The 18,996-nt window shown below is 70.7% G+C and carries 18 protein-coding genes; 15 read left to right on the top strand and 3 right to left on the bottom strand.

The annotated features are described in order from the left end of the window. Positions 1-55 precede the first annotated feature (55 nt). Positions 56-1,297, top strand: a complete 1,242-nt coding sequence (locus AB0M46_RS33235; RefSeq protein ID WP_363342570.1) for an MFS transporter — start codon at positions 56-58, stop codon at positions 1,295-1,297. A 16-nt stretch (positions 1,298-1,313) separates the two neighbouring features. Here AB0M46_RS33235 and AB0M46_RS33230 read toward each other — a convergent pair whose 3' ends face one another. Further along, complete coding sequence (locus AB0M46_RS33230; protein WP_363342568.1) at positions 1,314-3,059, bottom strand: ATP-binding protein; 1,746 nt, start codon at positions 3,057-3,059, stop codon at positions 1,314-1,316. A 317-nt stretch (positions 3,060-3,376) separates the two neighbouring features. On the opposite strand from AB0M46_RS33230, the gene AB0M46_RS33225 reads away from it, so the two are divergent. Beyond that, positions 3,377-4,600: a hypothetical protein gene (locus AB0M46_RS33225; protein ID WP_363342566.1), complete on the top strand. Its 1,224-nt coding sequence runs from the start codon at positions 3,377-3,379 to the stop codon at positions 4,598-4,600. Continuing rightward, on the top strand, positions 4,597-5,748 hold the full coding sequence (locus AB0M46_RS33220; protein WP_363342564.1) for a PAS domain-containing protein: 1,152 nt from the start codon (positions 4,597-4,599) through the stop codon (positions 5,746-5,748). Before AB0M46_RS33225 ends, AB0M46_RS33220 begins: the two co-directional genes overlap by 4 nt. 198 nt (positions 5,749-5,946) lie before the next feature. On the opposite strand, the gene AB0M46_RS33215 is transcribed toward AB0M46_RS33220, so the two are convergent. Continuing rightward, positions 5,947-6,873, bottom strand: a complete 927-nt coding sequence (locus tag AB0M46_RS33215; RefSeq protein ID WP_363342562.1) for a zinc-binding dehydrogenase — start codon at positions 6,871-6,873, stop codon at positions 5,947-5,949. Positions 6,874-7,148: 275 nt separating this feature from the next. On the opposite strand from AB0M46_RS33215, the gene AB0M46_RS33210 reads away from it, so the two are divergent. Further along, positions 7,149-7,982: a GNAT family N-acetyltransferase gene (locus AB0M46_RS33210; RefSeq protein WP_363342560.1), complete on the top strand. Its 834-nt coding sequence runs from the start codon at positions 7,149-7,151 to the stop codon at positions 7,980-7,982. Positions 7,983-8,167: 185 nt separating this feature from the next. Here the strand turns inward: AB0M46_RS33210 and AB0M46_RS33205 are convergent, their stop codons facing one another. Next, positions 8,168-8,608, bottom strand: coding sequence for a hypothetical protein (locus tag AB0M46_RS33205; RefSeq protein WP_363342558.1), 441 nt, complete (start codon positions 8,606-8,608; stop codon positions 8,168-8,170). Between the two features lie 595 nt (positions 8,609-9,203). Here AB0M46_RS33205 and AB0M46_RS33200 point away from each other — a divergent pair. From AB0M46_RS33200 to AB0M46_RS33150, 11 genes are all read left to right on the top strand, one after another. Continuing rightward, positions 9,204-10,388 carry a cytochrome P450 gene (locus AB0M46_RS33200; RefSeq protein ID WP_363342556.1) on the top strand — a complete coding sequence of 395 codons (1,185 nt, stop codon included), beginning with the start codon at positions 9,204-9,206 and terminating at the stop codon, positions 10,386-10,388. After that, positions 10,385-11,404, top strand: a complete 1,020-nt coding sequence (locus AB0M46_RS33195; protein WP_363342555.1) for a PQQ-binding-like beta-propeller repeat protein — start codon at positions 10,385-10,387, stop codon at positions 11,402-11,404. The genes AB0M46_RS33200 and AB0M46_RS33195 overlap by 4 nt, the downstream gene beginning before the upstream one ends. 74 nt (positions 11,405-11,478) lie before the next feature. Further along, positions 11,479-12,417: a sugar ABC transporter substrate-binding protein gene (locus AB0M46_RS33190; protein ID WP_363342554.1), complete on the top strand. Its 939-nt coding sequence runs from the start codon at positions 11,479-11,481 to the stop codon at positions 12,415-12,417. A 51-nt stretch (positions 12,418-12,468) separates the two neighbouring features. Then, positions 12,469-13,470, top strand: coding sequence for an ABC transporter permease (locus tag AB0M46_RS33185; RefSeq protein WP_363342552.1), 1,002 nt, complete (start codon positions 12,469-12,471; stop codon positions 13,468-13,470). Next, positions 13,467-14,246 (top strand): ATP-binding cassette domain-containing protein, encoded by a 780-nt coding sequence (locus AB0M46_RS33180; RefSeq protein ID WP_363342550.1) that lies wholly within the window; start codon positions 13,467-13,469, stop codon positions 14,244-14,246. Before AB0M46_RS33185 ends, AB0M46_RS33180 begins: the two co-directional genes overlap by 4 nt. A 4-nt stretch (positions 14,247-14,250) precedes the next feature. Then, positions 14,251-15,510, top strand: coding sequence for an FAD-dependent oxidoreductase (locus tag AB0M46_RS33175; protein ID WP_363342548.1), 1,260 nt, complete (start codon positions 14,251-14,253; stop codon positions 15,508-15,510). Next, on the top strand, positions 15,507-15,980 hold the full coding sequence (locus tag AB0M46_RS33170) for a flavodoxin domain-containing protein (protein ID WP_363342546.1): 474 nt from the start codon (positions 15,507-15,509) through the stop codon (positions 15,978-15,980). Before AB0M46_RS33175 ends, AB0M46_RS33170 begins: the two co-directional genes overlap by 4 nt. A 13-nt stretch (positions 15,981-15,993) precedes the next feature. Beyond that, a complete protein-coding gene (locus AB0M46_RS33165; protein WP_363342544.1) occupies positions 15,994-17,055 on the top strand; it encodes a LacI family DNA-binding transcriptional regulator in 1,062 nt (353 codons plus the stop codon). Beyond that, the gene (locus AB0M46_RS33160; protein ID WP_363342542.1) at positions 17,052-17,969 is read left to right on the top strand and encodes a carbohydrate kinase; all 918 of its coding nucleotides are present in this window, start codon (positions 17,052-17,054) and stop codon (positions 17,967-17,969) included. Before AB0M46_RS33165 ends, AB0M46_RS33160 begins: the two co-directional genes overlap by 4 nt. After that, positions 17,966-18,298, top strand: coding sequence for a putative quinol monooxygenase (locus AB0M46_RS33155; protein ID WP_363342540.1), 333 nt, complete (start codon positions 17,966-17,968; stop codon positions 18,296-18,298). Before AB0M46_RS33160 ends, AB0M46_RS33155 begins: the two co-directional genes overlap by 4 nt. A 124-nt stretch (positions 18,299-18,422) precedes the next feature. Continuing rightward, positions 18,423-18,917 (top strand): hypothetical protein, encoded by a 495-nt coding sequence (locus tag AB0M46_RS33150; RefSeq protein WP_363342538.1) that lies wholly within the window; start codon positions 18,423-18,425, stop codon positions 18,915-18,917. Positions 18,918-18,996 lie beyond the last annotated feature (79 nt).

Here is an 18,996-nt window from a genome sequence, read left to right as displayed (position 1 = left end):
ACGGGATGGATGGCGCCGATGCGCATCCCGGCAGGGCGAACGGGGGAGGGGACGTATGCGCGTTGATCGGCCTGCGCGAGCGAGACGGCGGCTCGGCGCTCCGGCGTGGTGGTTCGTCGCCGGGTACGGGGTGTCCGCGGTCGGCACCGGGTTGTGTTATCCCTTCCTGGCCATCTATCTCGGCCAGTTCCGCGGCTTGCCCGCCGCAGCGACCGCGCTGCTGCTGCTCCTGCTCGCCGGGGCCGCCGTGCCGATGTCGGTCGTCGGGGGCTGGCTCGTGGACCGGTACTCGCCGCGGGTCGTGGCGATCGCGGCGCTGCTGGTGCAGGCCGCGGGCTGGCTGCTGGTCTCCGTCGGGTCCGGTTACGCCGCCGAGGTGGCGGCGGTCCTCGTCATCGGGGTCGGCACCGGCGCGTTCCTGCCCGCCGTGGTGCCGATCATCACCGCGCTCAGCACCACCGACGAGGTCAAGGTCCGCACGATGTCGCTGCGGTACCTGCTGCTCAACCTCGGCCTCGGGGTCGGGGCCGGGCTCGGCGGCGTGCTGCTCGGCTCGGCCGCCGCCACCACGTACCAGTGGCTGTGCGCGGCGAACGGGGTCAGCTGCGCGGTGTACGCGCTGATCATCGCCGTCCGCGTGCCGCTGCCGCGGGCCGAGGGCGACTCCGCGCAGCACCAGGCGGGGCTCGTGCGGTTCCGGCCGGGGCTCAACTACGCCCTCCTGCTGGTCGCGCAGCTGCTGCTGGTCACCTTCGGCCTGGCCCAGGTGGAGAGCGGCGTGCCACTGGTGGTCCGCACCGAGCTGTCCGGCTCCACCGCGCTGATCGGTGGCCTCTACGCCGTCGCCACGGCCGTGGTCCTGATCGGGCAGCTGCCGGTGTCCCGCTGGGTGGAGCGGGTGCACAAGACGCGGGCCCTGATCACCATGGGGCTGGTGTGGGCGGTGGCCTGGCTGCTGGGCTACACCGCGGGGGCGCTCACCGGCGGCCCCCGGGTCGCGCTCCTGGTCGTCATGATGGTCACGTTCGCGCTGGGCGAGTGCGCGTACAGCCCGGCGTTCTACACGCTCGTCGAGCGGATCGCGCCGAAAGGCACGCTCGGCCGCTCGTCCGGCGCGGCGTGGGCGGTGTTCCAGGTCGGCAACACCATCGGCCCGCCGATCGCGGTGTTCCTCGTCGGCGGGCACCTGCCGTTCTGGCTCGTACTGGCGATCGCCGCCGTGGCCGCCGCGGTCCTCATGCTGATCGTCGACCGGCGGATGCACACCGCACCCGGACCGGCGCTCGCCGCGCCATGACGCCGGCACCTCGCGGTCAGGGCTGGGACAGGGTGACGGTGACGAGGGTGCCGCCGCCCGGGTTCTCGGCGATGTCGATGGTGCCGCCGTGGCGGTCGATCACGCGCTGGCAGATGGCCAGGCCCAGGCCCGTGCCGGCATAGCCCTGGCCGGTGTGGGCCCGGTGGAACTGGGACAGGACCTTCTGGCGCTGGTCGGCCGGGATGCCGATGCCCCGGTCGGCCACCCGGATGCACACCTGCGAGGGGCCGCGCTCGGCGGACACGGTGACCTCGGCGCGGCTGCCCGGCCGGGTGTACTTCACCGCGTTGCCGATGAGGTTGTCGAGCACCTGCCGCAGCATGCCCGGGTCGGCCCACACCGTCGGCAGGTCCGCGGCCAGGATGTCGGGGCGGTCCGGCGGCGGGAGATGGCCGGAGCGGACCATGACGATGTGGCCCACCATGGCCGACAGGTCGGCCCAGCCCGGGCGCAGCGGGGCGTCGCGGGTGGTGGCGAAGGCCAGCAGGTCGTCGATCAGCTGGTCCATGTGCTGGGCGTTCTCCTTGACCCGGGTCACGTAGCGGGCGGCGGTGCCCAGCCCGCGGCCGGTGCCGGCCTCGTCCAGCAGTTCGGCGGCCATCTCGGCGAAGCCGATGATGCCGGTGAGCGGGTTCTTCAGGTCGTGGGCCACGACGCCGGCGAACCCGGCCAGCTCGGCCTCGCGGTCGCGCAGGGCGGTGACGTCGAAGGCGGTGCAGATCGCGCCGGAGGGGCGGCCGCCGGGGTCCGGCAGGGGGCGGGCGTCGACGATGAGGGCGCGGTCGCGGCCGCTGCCGCCGTGCAGGACCATCGGGGCGGCCTCGATGACCTCGCCGCGCAGGGCCCGGGCCAGGGGGTGGTGGTCCGGGGCCGGGTCCTGTCCGGCGGGGGCGACCCGGTGCAGGTGCTCGATGCGGGTCGGGGGCGGGCCCGCCGGCACCGATCGGCCGGCCCGGTTGAGGTGCACGAGGTTGCCCTCGCGGTCGCACGTCATCACGGAGACGTTGATGATGTCGAGCATCTCGTTGAGGTACGCCCGCTCGGCCGCCAGCTCGACGTTGCGCTGGGCCAGCTGGGCGAGGGCATCGGTGCGCTCCTGCAGCAGCCGCGCGTTGTGCGCGTAGTCCTCGGCGTGGCGCAGCGCCCCGCTGAGGCTGGCCGCGAGCAGCTCCAGCTGCTGCTCGTCGGCCTCGTCGAACGCCCCCGGCGCCCGGCTGGACACCTTGAGCACGCCGATCGCGCGCTGGGCCGCGTGCAGCGGCGCGATGCACATCGACCCGATCCCGGTGCGCCGGCAGGCCTCGGCGTTGACCCGCGCGTCGCGCTCGGTGTCGCCGCAGCGCACCGTGGCGCCGGCGGCCATGGCCAGCCCGGACAGCGACCCGGCCAGCGGCAGCACGGTGCCCACGTGCGGCAGCAGGGTGCCCGCGGCCGCCGCGTACTCCAGCGTGTCGCCGGGCACCAGCAGCTCCACCACCGCCCCGTCGGCGGCCGGGAACGCGGCCACCGCCCGGTCGGCGACGACGCGCAGCACCTCGGCCCGGTCGTGCACGGCCGCGGTCACCGCCCGCTGGGCCTCGATGGTGGCGACCAGCGCGCGGTTGCGCCGCTCGGCCCGCTGCTGGGCGGCGGCCTGGTCCGGCGCGTCCGCCCGCACGTCGCGCAGCCGGTCCAGCTCCCCGGCGGTCTCGTCCGGGTGACCGGGGTACGCGTCCCGACGGGGCTGGGACTGTTGCACCACGACGGCTCCAAGACTTCTACGAATCTGGCACCCGGACAATCGTCCCCGGCCGGGCGAAGCTGAGGCGAAACGCCGATGGTCGACGTCGCGGCCGAACGAGTCACGCTGCGATTACTTTGGGTGTAACTTCGGCTCGTGGGCATCGCCGACGACGCGCTGAACCGTTGGGTGCTCGGCCCGATGACCGCGCTCAACCGAGACATCCTCCGGGGCACGCGCCCCGCCGAGGAGTTCCCGCGCGAGGCCGCCGCGGCCGTCGCGCCCGCCCTGCCCGGGGATCCGTCGCCGGGGCCGGCCCGGACGAGGCCCGGCGGCTCGTGGTGCTGCTCGGGCTGGTCGGCGCCGGCCTGGCCCGCCACCACCAGGAGCGCGGCCCGGCCCACAAGCGTGCGCCGGAGGCGGCGTTCGCCGAGCTCCCCGGCTTCCTCGACGGCTTCGCCGCGCTGGCCGGGCGCACCGGCACCGGCCATCCGCCGCGGGACACCTACGCGTCGCTGACCCGCTGGAACCTGCCCCCGACCGAGGTGCGCTGGCACGGCGCCCGGCTGGCCGGCCTGCCCAGCGCCTTCGAGGACGGCGCGCTGCGCACGTACACCGGCGCCGTCGACGAGACCAGGTTCTTCGAGCTGATCAAGCTCTCCGAGACGTACGAGCGGGCGGTCAACGAGACCCTGGACCCGATCGCCGCCGGCGGCGTCGACCCCGCCGGCGCCGAGGCCGTCGACCGCCTCGCCTCGGCCGCCGTCCTGCTCGAGGGGATGCGCCGGCTCAACGCCGGCTTCGCCGCCCTCCCGCCCGCCGAGGGCCTGGGCGTCGGGCACTTCCTCGACGTGTTCCGCCAGTTCGCGGTGCACTGGCGCCCCGGCGACGTGCCGCCGAGCGGCGCGCTGGACGCCGAGGCGATCGAGCGTGACCTGCGGCTGGGCGTGGACCCGCCGGGGTACCGCGAGCACATCCGCCGCCTGCTGCCCGGCATGCTCGACGACGAGCGGGCCCGGCTCGCCGGGGTGCAGGGCCAGCCCACCGTCCCGGACCTGGTGCTGGCCCGCTGCGGGCGGCCGGCGGGGCTGACCGGCCTGACCCTGCCTGAGCTGCGCGGTCTGGTGGACGATCATCCGGTACTGGCCGCGCTGTTCGTCGCGCAGCAGGCCCACGCCCGCGTGGCCGGGGTACACCTCCTGCTGGCCCGCCGGTTTCTCTTCGGTCCGCAGGCCCAGCGCGACCGATCCGGTCACGGGGATCCCGGCGTGGTGTCCAACCGCCGCGGCACGACGGGCATGGACGAGGCCGCGCTGCGCCATCTCACCCGGGTCCGCCAGCAGCACCGCCTGTCCGCGCTGCGCGCCCTGCCGCTGCCGGAGATGGAGACACGGGCCGGCGTGACCGCGCTGCTCGGCGGCGACGGCCTGTCCGCCGCCGAGACGCTGCCGTGCACCGCGGGCTTCGTGCGGGCCGGCCGCTGGCACGACACCGAATGGCCGGTGCCCCGCCCCCGCGCCACGGCGGAGCGGGCGGCCTCGGCGCCGCGGATGCCCACATGAGCGCGGAGGCCGGCTTCTCAAGCACGGACGCCCCGGCCGAGGCGCGGCACGACCCGCGGGTCGGCACGGACCAGTTGCTGGCGCTCATCGACCACACCTCCGCGGTGGTCTACATGCGCGACCCGGACGGCCGGTACATGCTGGTCAACCGCGAGTACGAGCGCCTGTTCGACGTGCGCCGCGAGAACATCGTCGGCCTCACCGACCACGACCTCTTCCCCGCCGGGATCGCCGACGCCTTCCGCGCCAACGACCTGCAGGCCGTCCGCCGCGGCGCCCCCATCCAGCTCGAGGAGATCGCCCCCGGCGACGACGGCCCGCACACGTACCTCACGGTGAAGTTCCCCCTCATGGACGCCTCCGGCGCCCCCTACGCGGTCTGCGGCATCTCCACCGACATCACCGCCCGCAAGCGAGCCGAGGAGCGGGTCAGCGACCTCAACGCCGAGCTCGAGCACCGCATGCTGCAGCGCGACGCCGAGCTGGAGTCGGTGACCCGCCAGCTGGACACGATCGCCAACGCCATGTCCAACGACCTGCGCCGCCCGCTGCTCGACCTGCGCGACGCCGCCGCCGAGCTCGCCCGGCTCGGCCTGGACCCGGCCGCCCGCCCGGCCCTGGAGCGAATCCGCGCCGGCGTGGCCCGCATGCACGCCCTGAGCGAGGACCTGCACACGCTGCTCGCCGTCACCCAGGCCCCCATGCGCCGCACCTCGGTCGACCTGAGCGCCATGGCCGCCTCGATCGCCGCCGAGCTGCCCGGCCGCGGCGTGGCCCTGGACATCACCCCGGACCTGCGGGCCAACTGCGACGCCCCGCTGACCCACCTCCTGCTGCGGCAGCTGCTGCGCAACGCCTGGCGGTTCGCCGCCGGCCGGGTCCAGTTCACGCGGGAGCGCCCGGGCGGCCCGACCGTGTTCGTGCTGCGCGACGACGGGCCCGGCTTCGACCCGCGCCTGGCCGGCCAGCTCTTCGAGCCGTTCCAGAAGCTGCACCCGCCGGCCCCGGGCACCCCGGAGGGCAGCGGCATCGGCCTGGCCATCGCCCAGCGCGCCGTGCAGCGCCACGGCGGGCGCATCTGGGCCGACACCGGCCCCGGCGCCGCCTTCCGCTTCACCCTGGCCCCGCAACGCCGCGCCGCGCCGTAGCGTCGGCGGGTGCTGGGCGATCGCGAGGCGGCGGGCTCCGGGATCCGCGGCGGCGATCGGGGTGGGCATGTGGGTGGCCGGCCGGGTCAGCCGGTGCGCAGCACGACGCGTCCGAGGTTGGCGCGGGCCGCAACACGGGGCGGCGGGCGCCGGGATCCGCGGCGGCGATCGGGGTGGGCGCGTGGGTGGCGGGCCGGGTCAGCCGGTGCGCAGCACGACGCGTCCGAGGTTGGCGCGGGCCGCAACCAGCTCGATGGCCTCGGTGACCTGTTCCAGCGGGAAGTCGGTGTGCCGGGGGTGGAGCCGGCCGGCGGCGAGCAGGTCCCACAGCTCGGCGCGGTGCCGCTCGACCAGCTCCGGTCGTGTCCGGTTGAGCCGGCCGATGGTGAAGCCGATGACCGACTTGGCGTCGCCGAGCAGGCTGGCGACGTCGACGCTGCCGCCGCCGGCGCTGAACGCGACGAGCCGGCCGAACGGTGCGAGGGTGTCCACGCCGTGCTGCATCGCATCGCCGCCGACACCGTCGAGCACCACGTCCACCGGGTCACCCCACGAGGGCTGGGCGTAGGTCACCACCTCGTCGGCGCCGCACTCGCGGACGAAGCCGGCCTTGTCCGCCGAGCCGACCGCCGCGACGACCCGGGCCGCGCCAAGCGCGCGGGCCAGCTGCACCGCGAGGTGGCCGGTGCCGCTGGCCGCTGCGGTGACCAGCACGGACTCGCCCGGTGTGAAGCGGCCTGCCCGCAGCATGCTCAACGCGATCAGACCGCCGCGCACCAGCGCGAGCGCCGCTCCCGCGTCCACCTCCGCGGGTACCGGGCTGACCAGCCGGGGATCGGCGACGACCACGTCGGCGAACGCGTCCTCGAACACCACACCGCCGACCCGGTCACCCACCGCAAACCCGGCCACGTCCGGACCGAGCGCCACGACGGTGCCGACGACCTCGCCGCCCGGCCTGACCCGCTCCCCGCGCTCACCGGCCGCCGCCAACAGCCTGACCAGTCCCACACCGGCCCCGACCGCCTCGGCGCGCACCAGCAGCTGCCCCGGCCCGGGCACCGGGTCCGGCGCTTGCCCGACCTCGGCCGAGCGGCCGGCGGCAAAACAGATCCTGCGCAACACAGGCTCCCTTCCCAGAACTCGCCCACATGCCCGCCCCGCACCCCGAACAGCACTTCGACTACGGCCTCCACCTCGTCATCGCAGGCATCCGTAGCGACAGAACAACGCAACATCTGCCGGAACAGGCGAAGGGGAACGCGGCATTTGCACGAACCGCAACGCATCCAGACTCAGCGCGCTGCCAAACACACTGGCCCGCACGCACCCGCGGCGGGCGCATCTGGGCCGACCCCGGCACCGTCCTCCGCTTCACCCTAGCCCCGCAACGCCGTGCCGTGACGGTCGCCGCCTCGGCTGGGCAATGGACGACCCGCGATCGGGGCGGTCACGGTTTCTCGGTGGCATGTACGCCAGCCGATTGCCATCATGCGACCGTGACCAGTGATCCTTTGCTCGAACGCGCCCAGCGACTCTGGGCCGACCTGGCCGGGGCACCGGTCGCCTTCACGGAGTCGGCCATCGAAGTGGTGGCCTCCCCGCGGTCGTTGCTGTGTCCGCCGGGCTGGGTGGGCATCGTCGCGCTGGGCCGCGCCGCGATCGCCACGGCGCCCGACGACGGCACCGCCGAGATCGTGCAGCACGCCCTCAACGACCTCCCCGCGACCACCGTGATCGACCCGGCCGCGGTGCGTGACAGGTTGCCGGTTCAGGACACGCTGGGACCAGCGACCTTGGCCTACTGTGACGCGGCGGGCTTCCGCCCAGCCGAGTCGGGTGCCGTCGAGACAATCTCCGCGAACCATACCGGCATGGCAGCGCTGCTCGCGCGGGTGCCGGCCGAGGACGCCGGCGAATCCGGTTTGGCCGAGATCACCTCCCCGGCGTTCGTGGTGCGCGCCGGGACGGACGTGATCGCGGCGGCAGGTTACCGCGGCTGGCCCGGGCACACCGCCCACATCAGCGTGCTCACCGCCCCGGCGGCACGCGGACGAGGACTCGGCCGCGTCGTCGCTACCGCGGCCGTCACCCACGCGCTCAACGCCGGGCTGCTCCCGCAGTGGCGAGCCCGCCCGGAAGCGTCCCGCCGAGTGGCCCGAGCGCTCGGCTTTTACGAACTGGGCTCCCAACTGAGCATCAACCTCACGCCCGCCGACAGCACCGCTCAGTGATCCTGACCAGCCGTCAACCCGGCGGCGAGACGTCGCGGTCGGTTCGCAGACGCCGGCCGCGCAGGGCCGCGACGGACTACCCGGGCGGCATCATCGGCCTCGGCAGCCTCCACCATTCCATCAGCTGATGGTGTCGACGGACGTCGACTACCGCGCCCAGGGCCGCAAGCGCCGTCCGATCGCGTTTACGTTCCGGTCGTCGTCCGCGCCGGTCGTCGGACGCGGCCGAGGACCCCGCCGGCGACGAGTAGGCCGATCACCTCCATGCCGAAGCCCCAGGCGAGTACCTCGGCCGTGCTGATGCTGCGGTAGCGGTCGGCGCGCACGAAATTCTCGCACGGGTGCCGCCTTGAATAGTGCACGGTGGTGGCGTCGCCGACGACGACCTTGCGACCCGGGGGGAAGATGCTGTCGGTGGTCTTGCACTCGGTGCCGTCGGGCAGCTCGAAGGTCGAGGCGTAGCGCCACGGCGGGGCATCGGTTGGGAGCGCATCGTCGGTGATCACGACCGGGCCGCTCGTCGGGCCGGGCGGGAGCCTGTCCACGTGCCAGACGGTCGCGATGGCCTCCCCGCCGTGGGTGTCCTCCCACGCAAGCCACCCGGCCAGGCCGGCGATCGTGCCCACCAGGCCGGTCCAGATGACCGTGAACCACCGTTTGTGGTAGTGGGAGGCTTTGGCTTGTGCCTGTCGGCGCCGTCGCCAGTCCGACCAATGCAGTACGTGACCGACGCTGGTCTGTCGTATCAGGACCAATCTGCTGTAGAGGCGTCGGATCTCGTTACTGCTGAGACGGATGAGCGTGTCTGCCTCGGTGGTGTCGCCCCCTTTGCTGCTTCCTGGGTGCGGATGGCGGCGAGGAACGCGGCGGCGGCCATGGACAGGGTGATGTGGGCGTACCAGGCGTCGTAGCGGCCAGCCCCGTACCAACCCAGCAATCCGCAGCTACATCGCAGACGCCCTCGCCGAGCCACTCGGACGCAACTCGCTCGTAGGGCGCCGCATCCACAACTACCACGTTCGTCTTCGCCGCGCTGCGGCGGGGGCGACACGGCCCGTCGCACGCTCCTTGCACCGGACTCGTGCGGCTTCCTGCTGACCACGTTGACATACCACTTTCAGTGCCCATACAGTGGCGTTTGTCGAGAGTATGACAACGTGGACAGAGCTTGGAGGCCGGCGACCTGACGGGTGCGCTGGGCACACGATCGAAGGAGATCGCATGACCGGTGGGACGCAACTTTGGGATCCGTTCGACAAGGTCTTCATCGACGATCCGTTCCCGACGTACGCCATGCTCCGCCAGGAACACCCCGTCTATTTCAACGCGGAGCGAGGCTTCTACGCGCTGACCCGTTGGGACGACGTCGTCGACGCCAACCGCGATTGGCAGACATACAGCAGCGCCGAAGGCATCGACCTGGACAAGACCGGCAGCGTCTTCTTCGGCGAGGGCAACGTGGCGGAGACCGACCCACCCGGCCATGACCTGTTCCGGCTGGTACTGAAAGACCACATCTCTCCCGGGTTCGTGCGCATGCAGGAAGAGGACGTGACCCGGCGCGTGCATGAGCTCAGCGAGCGGCTGGCCGGCCGTTCCCGGGTTGACTTCGCCGGCGAGTTCTGCACCCGACTCCCGCTGGGCGTCGTCTGTGATCTGCTCGGCATCGACCCTTCGGATCACGACTGGGTCTATGGACGCTTCATCAGCATGTTCGGCCGGGAATCCGGCAATGAGGCAATCCCGCCCTCGGCGCTCACGGCCGCCGCCGAGGTGCGTGACTTCCTGGCAGGAGAGCTCGCCACGCGTCGCGGCAATGGAAGGGACGACCTGCTCTCCGCCATCGCCAACGGTGTCGTCGGTGACCGGCCGCTCACGCACATCGAGCAGGTGGGGATGAGCACGCTCGTCATCGCTGCCGGCATCTCCACCACCAAGAACCTGCTCACGAACATCTTCTGGTATTTGGCACGCGACGAGGAACTGCGAGCGAAGGTGCAGGACGCGGCAGCGAAATCCGCGCCCGCGATGATCGAGGAGTTCCTCCGCTTCGACAGCCCGATCCAGAACTCCTCGCGCACTGCCACCAGGGACGTCGAACTGCACGGTGTGACCATTCCCGAAGGCGCCACGGTGACGCTGGTCTACGGCTCGGCCAATCGCGACCCCGACCGGTTCGACGATCCGGATCAACTCGACATCAACCGGCGCGTCGGCAAGCACATGGCATTCGGCGGCGGCGTACACCTCTGCATCGGTGCTCCCCTCGCACGGCTGGAGGCGAAGATCGTTCTCCAGCACGGCTTGCCGCTTCTCGCGCCATTCGCGCTCGACGGCGAGCCCGAGCGCGTGCTGAAGATGAACGAACGCGGCTTCGAGACGTTGCCCCTGGTGTTCGCGGCGTGACCGCGTCACCCGCCGACATCTCGTCGGCCACCCTGTGGCAAGACCTGACCCATGTGCTCGCTCCCGCTTCCCCCGGTTGGGCCCATCCGGGGATGGCATATGACGACGGCACCTTCCTGACGACCGACGCCCTCGAACCCCGAGTCATCGCCTTCGACCCGACGGGAACGGCATTGTGGTCCGTTGCCGTCCCGGCGCGCGAAGTCCACGGGATCGCCGTGGACGGCGACACACTGTGGCTCGCCGATCCGGGAAACAAGCAGTGCCGCGGCGACGACGGCACTTACACCACCCACGCAGCCGGGGACGGCGGGCAGGTGCTCGCGATCGGTCGCGACGGTCACGTGCGAACACGCATCAGACGCCCGGATCTGCCGATCTACGGGGAGAAGGTCTTTCGTCCGACGTCCGTGGTCGCCGCCGACGACATCTGGGTGGCCGACGGCTACGGCGCTGACCTCGTGCACCGGTACTCGCGCTCAGGAACGCTGCTCGGCACGATCGGACTCGGCGATGTCGACCTCGACAACCCGCACTCGATCGCCTGGGACGAGCGGCGCGCAGGCAGGCTGCTGATCGCCGACCGCGGGCACAGCCGCATCCTCGCCCTCGATCCTCGGTCCGCCGACGTGGTCGCGGTGATCGGCCAAGGCGAGGTCGACCGCCCATCCGGCATGACGGTGTGGCGGGACCACCTCGTGGTCGCGGATCTGCACGGCCGAGTGCTGGTGTTCGACGCGCAGGACCGCCTCGTCGCGATCCTGGGCGGCAGCGATTCGGCCGCACTCGACCGAGAGGGCTGGCCGAACGCGGTCCGTGGGGGAGTGACCGTGCGTCCCGATCTTTCCCCAGGCGCGTTCAATGCACCCCACGACGTCGCCGTCTCGCCGGACGGAACGCTCGTCGTGTGCGAGTGGATGGTCGGCGGCCGGCTGACCGCGCTCGACCTCCGAGCTCTGCTCGCAACCCCCGCCAACCCCGCCACGATCACCCCAGAAAGGGAACCAGGACAATGACGTCAGCACGCACAAGGATCGCCGCGTTGTTCGGCTCCGGCGTTCTTGCACTCACGGCGCTCACGGCTTGTTCGATGGAGGGTACCGACTCGCCCACATCGGCCGCGTCCGGCAGCTGCGACCCCAAGAAGCTGGTCATCGGGTATGTGAACCCCTCGGTCACCAACCAGGGATGGATCATCATCGGCCAGGGCGCGACCGACGCCGCCAAGGACCGCGGCGTGAAGCTGCGGTCCTTCGGCCCGCCGAAGGACGGAGACGCGGCTGGACAGGTGACCGTCGTCCAGGACGTCATCGCCGGGGGCGCGAACGCGATCGCGCTCGCTCCGGTCGACTCCTCGGCCCTGGTCCCCGCCGTCAAGGAGGCCAACACCGCCGGTGTCCCGGTGGTCAACCTGGACTCGCAGATCAACGGCGGCAATCTGGCCTCGTTCGTCGCCACAGACAACTACGCCGCGGCGCAGCAGCAGGCCGAGGCGGTGGCCGAGCACATCGGCGGCAACGGCAAGGTGATCCTCATCAACGGCTCCCAGGCCTACTCCACCGGTCGCGATCGACGGAATGGATTCGTCGACACCATGAAGAAGAAGTACCCGGGTGTCACCGTGCTCGAGGTACAGACGGAGTGGGATGCGCAGGCCGCCCAGAAGGGCCTCGAAGATCTGCTCGCGGCCAACCCCGACGTGGTAGCGGTGGCAAACGCCTGGGACGGCTCGACGGTGGCTGCCGTGCCGGTACTCAAGAGCCACGGCAAGCGCATCTTCCTCATCGGATTCGACGGTGCTCCCGACGCCATCGCGCTGATGGAGCAGGGCAAGGTCGACGCCATCGTGGCCCAGCAGCTCTACAAGATGGGCTACACCGCCATCGACACCGCGGTCAAGGCCGCGTGCGGCGAGACGGTCGAGAAGCGGATCGACACCGGCTCCGTTCTGCTCACCCCGGACAACGTCGCCAAGTTCATCGACGACAACCCGCCCATCCTGCGCGAGTTCATCAAAAAGGCCTCCTGACCACGCGGGCCGGCGCAGCGCCGCCCCAGCCGACCCCCTGAAGGACCAACGATGACCACCCAACTCTCCGCAGAAGCAACGCCGGCGATCCACACACCCCTGCTTCGCCGACTCCCCGCGTTCCCCCCGTGGGGGGCCGCGCTGATCGGCGCGCTCCTGGTAGCTGTCGTGATCGCCGTCAGCAACGACGCCTTCCTCACTCCCAGAAACCTCTCGAACATCTTCGCGCAGACCGCAGTGCTGGTGATCCTCGCCACCGGTCAGACGTTCGTCATGATCACGGCCGGGATCGACCTCTCCGTCGCGGCGGTCGGGGCGCTCTCGGCCACGCTGCTCGGCGTGCTGACCGTCGCCAACGACCTTCCGTGGTCCCTGAGCCTGCTGATCTGCCTCCTCGCCGGCGCCGCGATCGGTGTCCTCCACGGCGTGCTGGTGGGCAGAGTCCTCCTTCCCGCGTTCATCGTGACGCTCGGCGGACTGCTGGTCTGGCGCGGGGTCGCCCTGCAGCTCACCGGCGGCATCAACACCACCGGCCTGCCGGATCCCATCCGCTGGCTCGGCCGAGGACTGATAGCCGGCGTGCCGGTGCCCGCGGTGATCGCCGTGCTGGTGGCCGCGATCAGCGCCATCGTCATCGTCAAGACCAAGTTCGGTGTCGGGCTGCGGGCCATCGGCGGGTCGGAGGGAGCGGCCGCGCGCGCCGGTGTTCCGGTGCTGCGCTACCGCATCACGGCGTACATCATCTGCTCGATGCTTGCCTGCCTCGGCGGCATCATGCTCGCCGGCCGCCTCGACTCGGCGGGCGGCAACCTCGCCCAAGGCTTCGAGCTGCAGGTGATCGCCGCGGCCGCGATCGGCGGCGTGTCGCTGTTCGGCGGCACCGGCAGCCCGGTAGGCGCGTTCTTCGGCGCGATCCTCATCGGCCTGATCCAGAACGGCATGAACCTCGGCGGGGTCTCGCCGTTCATTCAGCAGATCGTCTCCGGCGCGATCCTTGTGCTCGCCGTCGGCGTCGACCAGTTCCGCAAGTACCTCGCCAGGAGGATCTCGTGACCACCGAGGCAGCGACACCGGTCTCGACCGAACAGCATCCGCTGCTGGAGATGCGTGACGTAGGCAAGCACTTCGGTGGCGTCACGGCGCTCGACCACATCCAGCTCACCATCGGCCATGGCGAAGTGGTCGCCCTCGTCGGCGACAACGGCGCGGGCAAGTCGACGCTCAGCAAGGTGATCGCCGGGGTCCTGCAGCCCGACGACGGCGAATTGCTGGTCAACGGCACGGCGTATCGCATCACCGGGCCCAGCCATGCACGCAACCTCGGCATCGAGGTGGTCTACCAGGATCTCGCCCTGGCGCCGAACCTCGACATCACCACCAACCTGTTCCTCGGGCGCGAAATCGTCCGCCGCGGCCTGCTGGGATGGCTCAACGGCCGCCGCATGCGCTCGGAGGCCAAGGCACACCTCGCCGCACTCGACGTGAACGTGCCGTCGCTCAGCACACCCGTCGAGCGTCTCTCGGGGGGTCAACGGCAGGCGATCGCCATCTCGCGAGCCACGTACGGCGGCCACCGGCTCATCGTGATGGACGAGCCGACCGCGGCTCTCGGCGTCCGCGAGACCGCGAAAGTGGAGGAGCTGATCATGAGGCTCGCGCAGCGCGGCATCTCCGTGCTGCTGGTCAGCCACAACATGGCGCAGGTAAAGCGGATCACCAACCGGGTGCTCGTGTTGCGCCGCGGCCGTCTGGTCGCCGAACGTCGCACCGCGGACGTGACCGCGGAGGACCTCGTGTCGCTGATCACCGGAGCGAGGGAAGGCGACTGAGGTGGTGACCGTCGCGATCATCGGCAGCGGACCGGCGGGCTGCTACACCGCCCAGTTCCTGCGCAAGCGCCTGCCGGACGCAGCGATCACGGTGTTCGACCGGCTCCCGGTTCCCTTCGGCCTCGTACGGTACGGCGTGGCGCCGGACCACCAAGGCACGAAGGCGGTGACACGCCAGTTCGACCGGCTCTTCGAACGAGAAGGTGTCCGCTTCGCCGGCAACGTCGCGGTCGGAACCGACGTCAGCACCGATCAGATCGAGGCGAACTTCGATGTGATCGTCGTCGCGACCGGACTCGACGATGATCGTCTGCTCGACATCCCCGGCGAGGACCACCCCAGGGTGATCGGGGCCGGCCGCATCGTGCGGATGATCAACGGACATCCGGACTCCGCCGGCGAGGAGATTCGCCTGGGCGCGAACCTCGTGCTGATCGGTAACGGCAACGTGGCGGGCGATCTGATGCGCCTGCTGCTCAAGCCACTCGACGCGTTCGTGGACTCCGACGTCGACGACGCGGTCCTGCGTCAACTGCGCGGCGCCGGAGTCCGGCGTCTCGAGGTGATCGGACGCTCGCCGATGGCAGCAGCCAAGTTCGACCCCGTCGTCCTGCGGGAGCTTCGCGGTCTGCCTGGCGTCCGCTTCGACGTCGACGGCGAGTCCGCCGACAATCCGTCCCGCATCGCGGAGGTCATTCGCGAGCTGCGCGACTCGAGCGATCCGGAGGCTGAGACCACCGTCGTACTGCGGTTCGGGTGGACCCCGCAACGAATCCTGACCGACGGCGGTTCATGCCTGGCCGAGTTTGTGGCGTCAGACGGCAGCCGGCTGCGAGTCGGCGCGGATGCGGTGATCACCGCCATCGGATTCCAGCACTCGTCGAAGCGGCTCTACCCGGGCGACGACACGGGACCGGAGGTGATCTCGGCGCTCCCCAGCATCTACCGGACCGGCTGGTATCGCCGTGGTCCCCATGGCACCATCCCCGAGAACCGGGTCGACGCGCGAGAGGTGGCCGACGCGATCGCCGCAGACGTCAAGGCTGGAAAGGTGCGCACCGGACGGCCCGGATGGCCAGGCCTGCCCGAGCACGTGCGGGAGCGCGCCGTCGACTTCTCGGGCTGGCGAGCGATCGACGCCCACGAGCTCGCCCACGCGAATGCGGGAAGATTCCGCAGCAAGGTCACTGATAGGGAACAATTGCTGCGCTTGGCATCGCGCAACGTGGTCGCCGGCGGCGATCGGATGGAGGTAGACAGGTGAGGGTCGTAATCCTCTTCGGGACGGAGTCGGGCACCGCGGAATTCGTCGCGAACGACCTCTCGGACGCGATCGCCGGCTTCGACGACACCATCGAGGCCGATGTCGTCGACATGACGGATCAGCCCGTCGACGACATCGACGTCGCCGCGCTCCATCTGGTGGTCTGCTCGACGTACGGCGACGGCGAGCTGCCTGCCAGCGCCCGACCCTTCCACGCGGGCCTGGAGCGCGAATGCCCCAACCTCACCGGACTCCGGTACGCGATGTTCGGCATGGGTGACTCCAGCTACGTCGACACGTACAGCCACGGCAGCGAGATCATCGACGCGACGCTCACCGGACTCGGCGCCACCAGAGTCGGTGAGTACGGCAGGCACGACGCATCCGGGAGGGACGCGGCGAGCGACGTCGCGTTGACGTGGCTGGAAGGGCTCCGCGCCACCGTGCTCCTGACCGCCTCCGAGCGATGAGCCGGTCGAGCTGATGACGAACCAGAAGGAAGACACCACCTCACCCGTGAAGCGCTACCAGCGTTCCACCATGCGCGATGTCGCCGCGTTGGCCGACGTCAGCCCGAAGACCGTGTCGCGAGTGATCAACGGCGAGAAGTACGTATCGGCGGAGATCGTGGAACGGGTGCACGCGGCCATGGAGCGGCTCGACTACCGCCACAATCTGGCCGCGAGCCAGCTGCGGGCCGGAACGACGTCCGCGGCGATCGGCCTCATCCTGGTCGACATCTCGAATCCGTTCTCGTCGATGCTGCATCGCGCCGTCGAGGATGTGTTCCGAACCCGCGGCATCGCAGTGCTGTCAGCGTCGACCGATGAGGACGCCGCGCGCGAACGCGCCGCAGTCGCGACCTTTGCCGCACGGCGAGTTGATGGACTCATCATGATGCCTGCGAGCCACGACCACAGCTACCTGAGCGCCGACGTCCGCGCCGGAACCCACATCGTCCTGATCGACCGGCCGCCCGCGTTCCTCAACGTCGACTCCGTTGTCTCGGACAACCTCGGCGGTGCGGAGACCGGTGTGCGTCACCTCATCAGCCATGGGCATCGACAGATCGGATTCATCGGGGATTGGCCCGGGGTCGTGTCGTCGCAACTGCGCTACGACGGCTACCGACGTGCCCTCGAGACCGCCGGCATCCCCATCGACGACTCACTCGTCGCGCGTGGTTTCTCATCCTCCGCCGATGTCGAGGAGACCAGTCGCGCGCTGCTCCTGCGTTCCGGCGCCCCCACGGCGCTGTTCGTCGCGCAGAACGCCCTGTGCGCAGCGGTCATCCGTGCGATCCGCACGCACGGCGCGCACGACCGCGTCGCCATCGTGGGCTTCGACGGGTTCGAGGGCGCCGACCTGATCGAGCCCGGACTCACCGTCATCACCCAGGATCCGCTCCGCATGGGAACGCTCGCCGCCGAGACGCTGGTCCAGCGGATGAGCGGCGCGAGCACGACTCCCGCGATGAACCACGTCCTCCCCACAGTCCTGATCGAGCGCGGCTCCGGTGAGCTGCCCGGACCCTTCGCCGCATGAGCCGCCCGGCACTGGCGATCGGGGAGGCGCTCGTCGATGTGATCGACTCCCGCAACGGGAGCATGATCAGACCCGGCGGCTCACCTGCGAACGTCGCGATCGGGCTGGCCCGGCTCGGCGTCCCCACCGAACTGCTCACCGCGCTCGCCGACGATACATACGGCGAACTGGTCAAGGCATGGGTCGAGGACTCTGGCGTCGGCGTCGAGCGAAACTCCGCGTGCCTCGATCGAACGTCAATAGCCCGCGCCGTGCTCGACGCGGGCGGGGCGGCACGCTACGAACTTGACATCGTGTGGACCCTTCCGGCGGTTCCACGGACCGCGATCGCCGATCGGCCGCTCGTCCATGTCGGTTCGCTCGCGCTGTTCCTCGAGCCAGGCGCGAACGAGGTCGAGCGCATCGTAGAGCATGCGGTGAGCACGGATGTCCCCGTCGCCGTCGATGCCAATATCCGCCCAAGCGCGCTTACGGACCCTGCATCGGCTCGCGCACGGTTCGAGTCGATCGCCGAGCGCGCGACCGTTGTGAAGCTGAGCGACGAGGACGCGGCCTACCTCTATCCGGACGTCGCCGATCACGATGTGGTGCGTCACCTCCACGAACTCGGCGGAGCAACTCCGGCAGCCCGCCGCGTGGTGGCCCTGACCCTCGGCGCCAGCGGTGCGCTCCTGCGTTGCGCGGACGGCGACGTCCGCACAACGGCACCGCGAGTCAGCGTCGTCGACACGATCGGCGCCGGGGACTCGTTCATGTCAGGGATGCTGGCACGCCTGCTCAAGTACAAACGGAGTGCATGGCAGGAACTGTCGACGGTGGTAGACGTCGGCAGGTACGCCGCGCAATGCGCGGCGATCACCGTCGGCCGCGAAGGCGCCGACCCGCCGCGATGGAATGAGGTGGTAGCGCCATGAGCGCGGTCGACCTGATCGCTCGCATAGCGACGACTCCGGAGACTTTCGACCGACTGCGACGTCTGCTTGAGGACTACGCGCAGACTGTGCGCGACGAGCCCGGCAACCTCCGGTTCGAGCTGTATGCCTCGCGGGAGGACCACAGCCTCGTGGTCGTGGAACGATACGAAGACGACCGAGCCTTCGAACAGCACTGCCGCTCCCCAGAGAACGCCCGATTCAACAGGGCCCTGCAGTCCCTGCTGGGAGGTCGGGGATCGGCCTTGGAGATGCTCACCCGGTTGGACGCACAGCACGGGACCGGGAACGCAACCGGCAATCTCCCCTAGTAACTGTTCGAGAAGGATCGGTAGCGTCAACCGTCCTTTGAGGTTCGCGGTTGCTGCTGACGGATCGGCTGCGCGGCAGGGAGTGTTACGAGATTCGCGCTGGTTGTTGGGCAGACTGTCGGGTGTGATCGTCGCGGTAACCGGCCCGAGCGCGGCCGGCAAGACTACGTGGTGCCGACGCCACCACGCCGAAAATCTGGTCGCCGAGTACGCGCCGACCGGCGCGGAGCCAAACGACGGGGACTTGCCGGCGCAGGCTGCCTTCTGGTGCGCGGTGAACTGCCGCCGGTGGCAGGCGGTTATAGAGCGGGAGAGGGCCTCTGGCCTGGCCGTCTGCGACGACGATCCGTTGAAACTGCACTATTCCTGGTCGCTGGTCCGTATCGGTGCGGCCAGTCCAGAACTGTGGGCGTCCGAGGTGGCCGCGAACCGGGCCGCCATCGCGGCCGGCCGGCTCGGCTTCGCCGACGTGGTGCTGGTTTCCCTTCCGTCCGTTGAGGAGCTGCGCCGGCGTCGGGATGCCGACCCGACCCGTCAACGCCGCAACTTCGCGTTGCATGTCCGGCTGGCAGAGCCGTTGCGGGAGTGGTACCAGACGCTGGAGCTAGGGCTTATCTGACGGATCTTGAAGGAGTGCGGTCAGGTTTGGCGCGGAGCCAGATCACGATCGAGGCGACGGTGACCGTTGCCTCGTAACG

It is taken from the genome of Dactylosporangium sp. NPDC051485, from assembly GCF_040682015.1.
Classification (GTDB): Bacteria; Actinomycetota; Actinomycetes; order Mycobacteriales; family Micromonosporaceae; genus Dactylosporangium.
The sequence above is the reverse complement of the archived record's forward strand: the minus strand, read 5'-3'. Positions and strand labels throughout refer to the sequence as shown.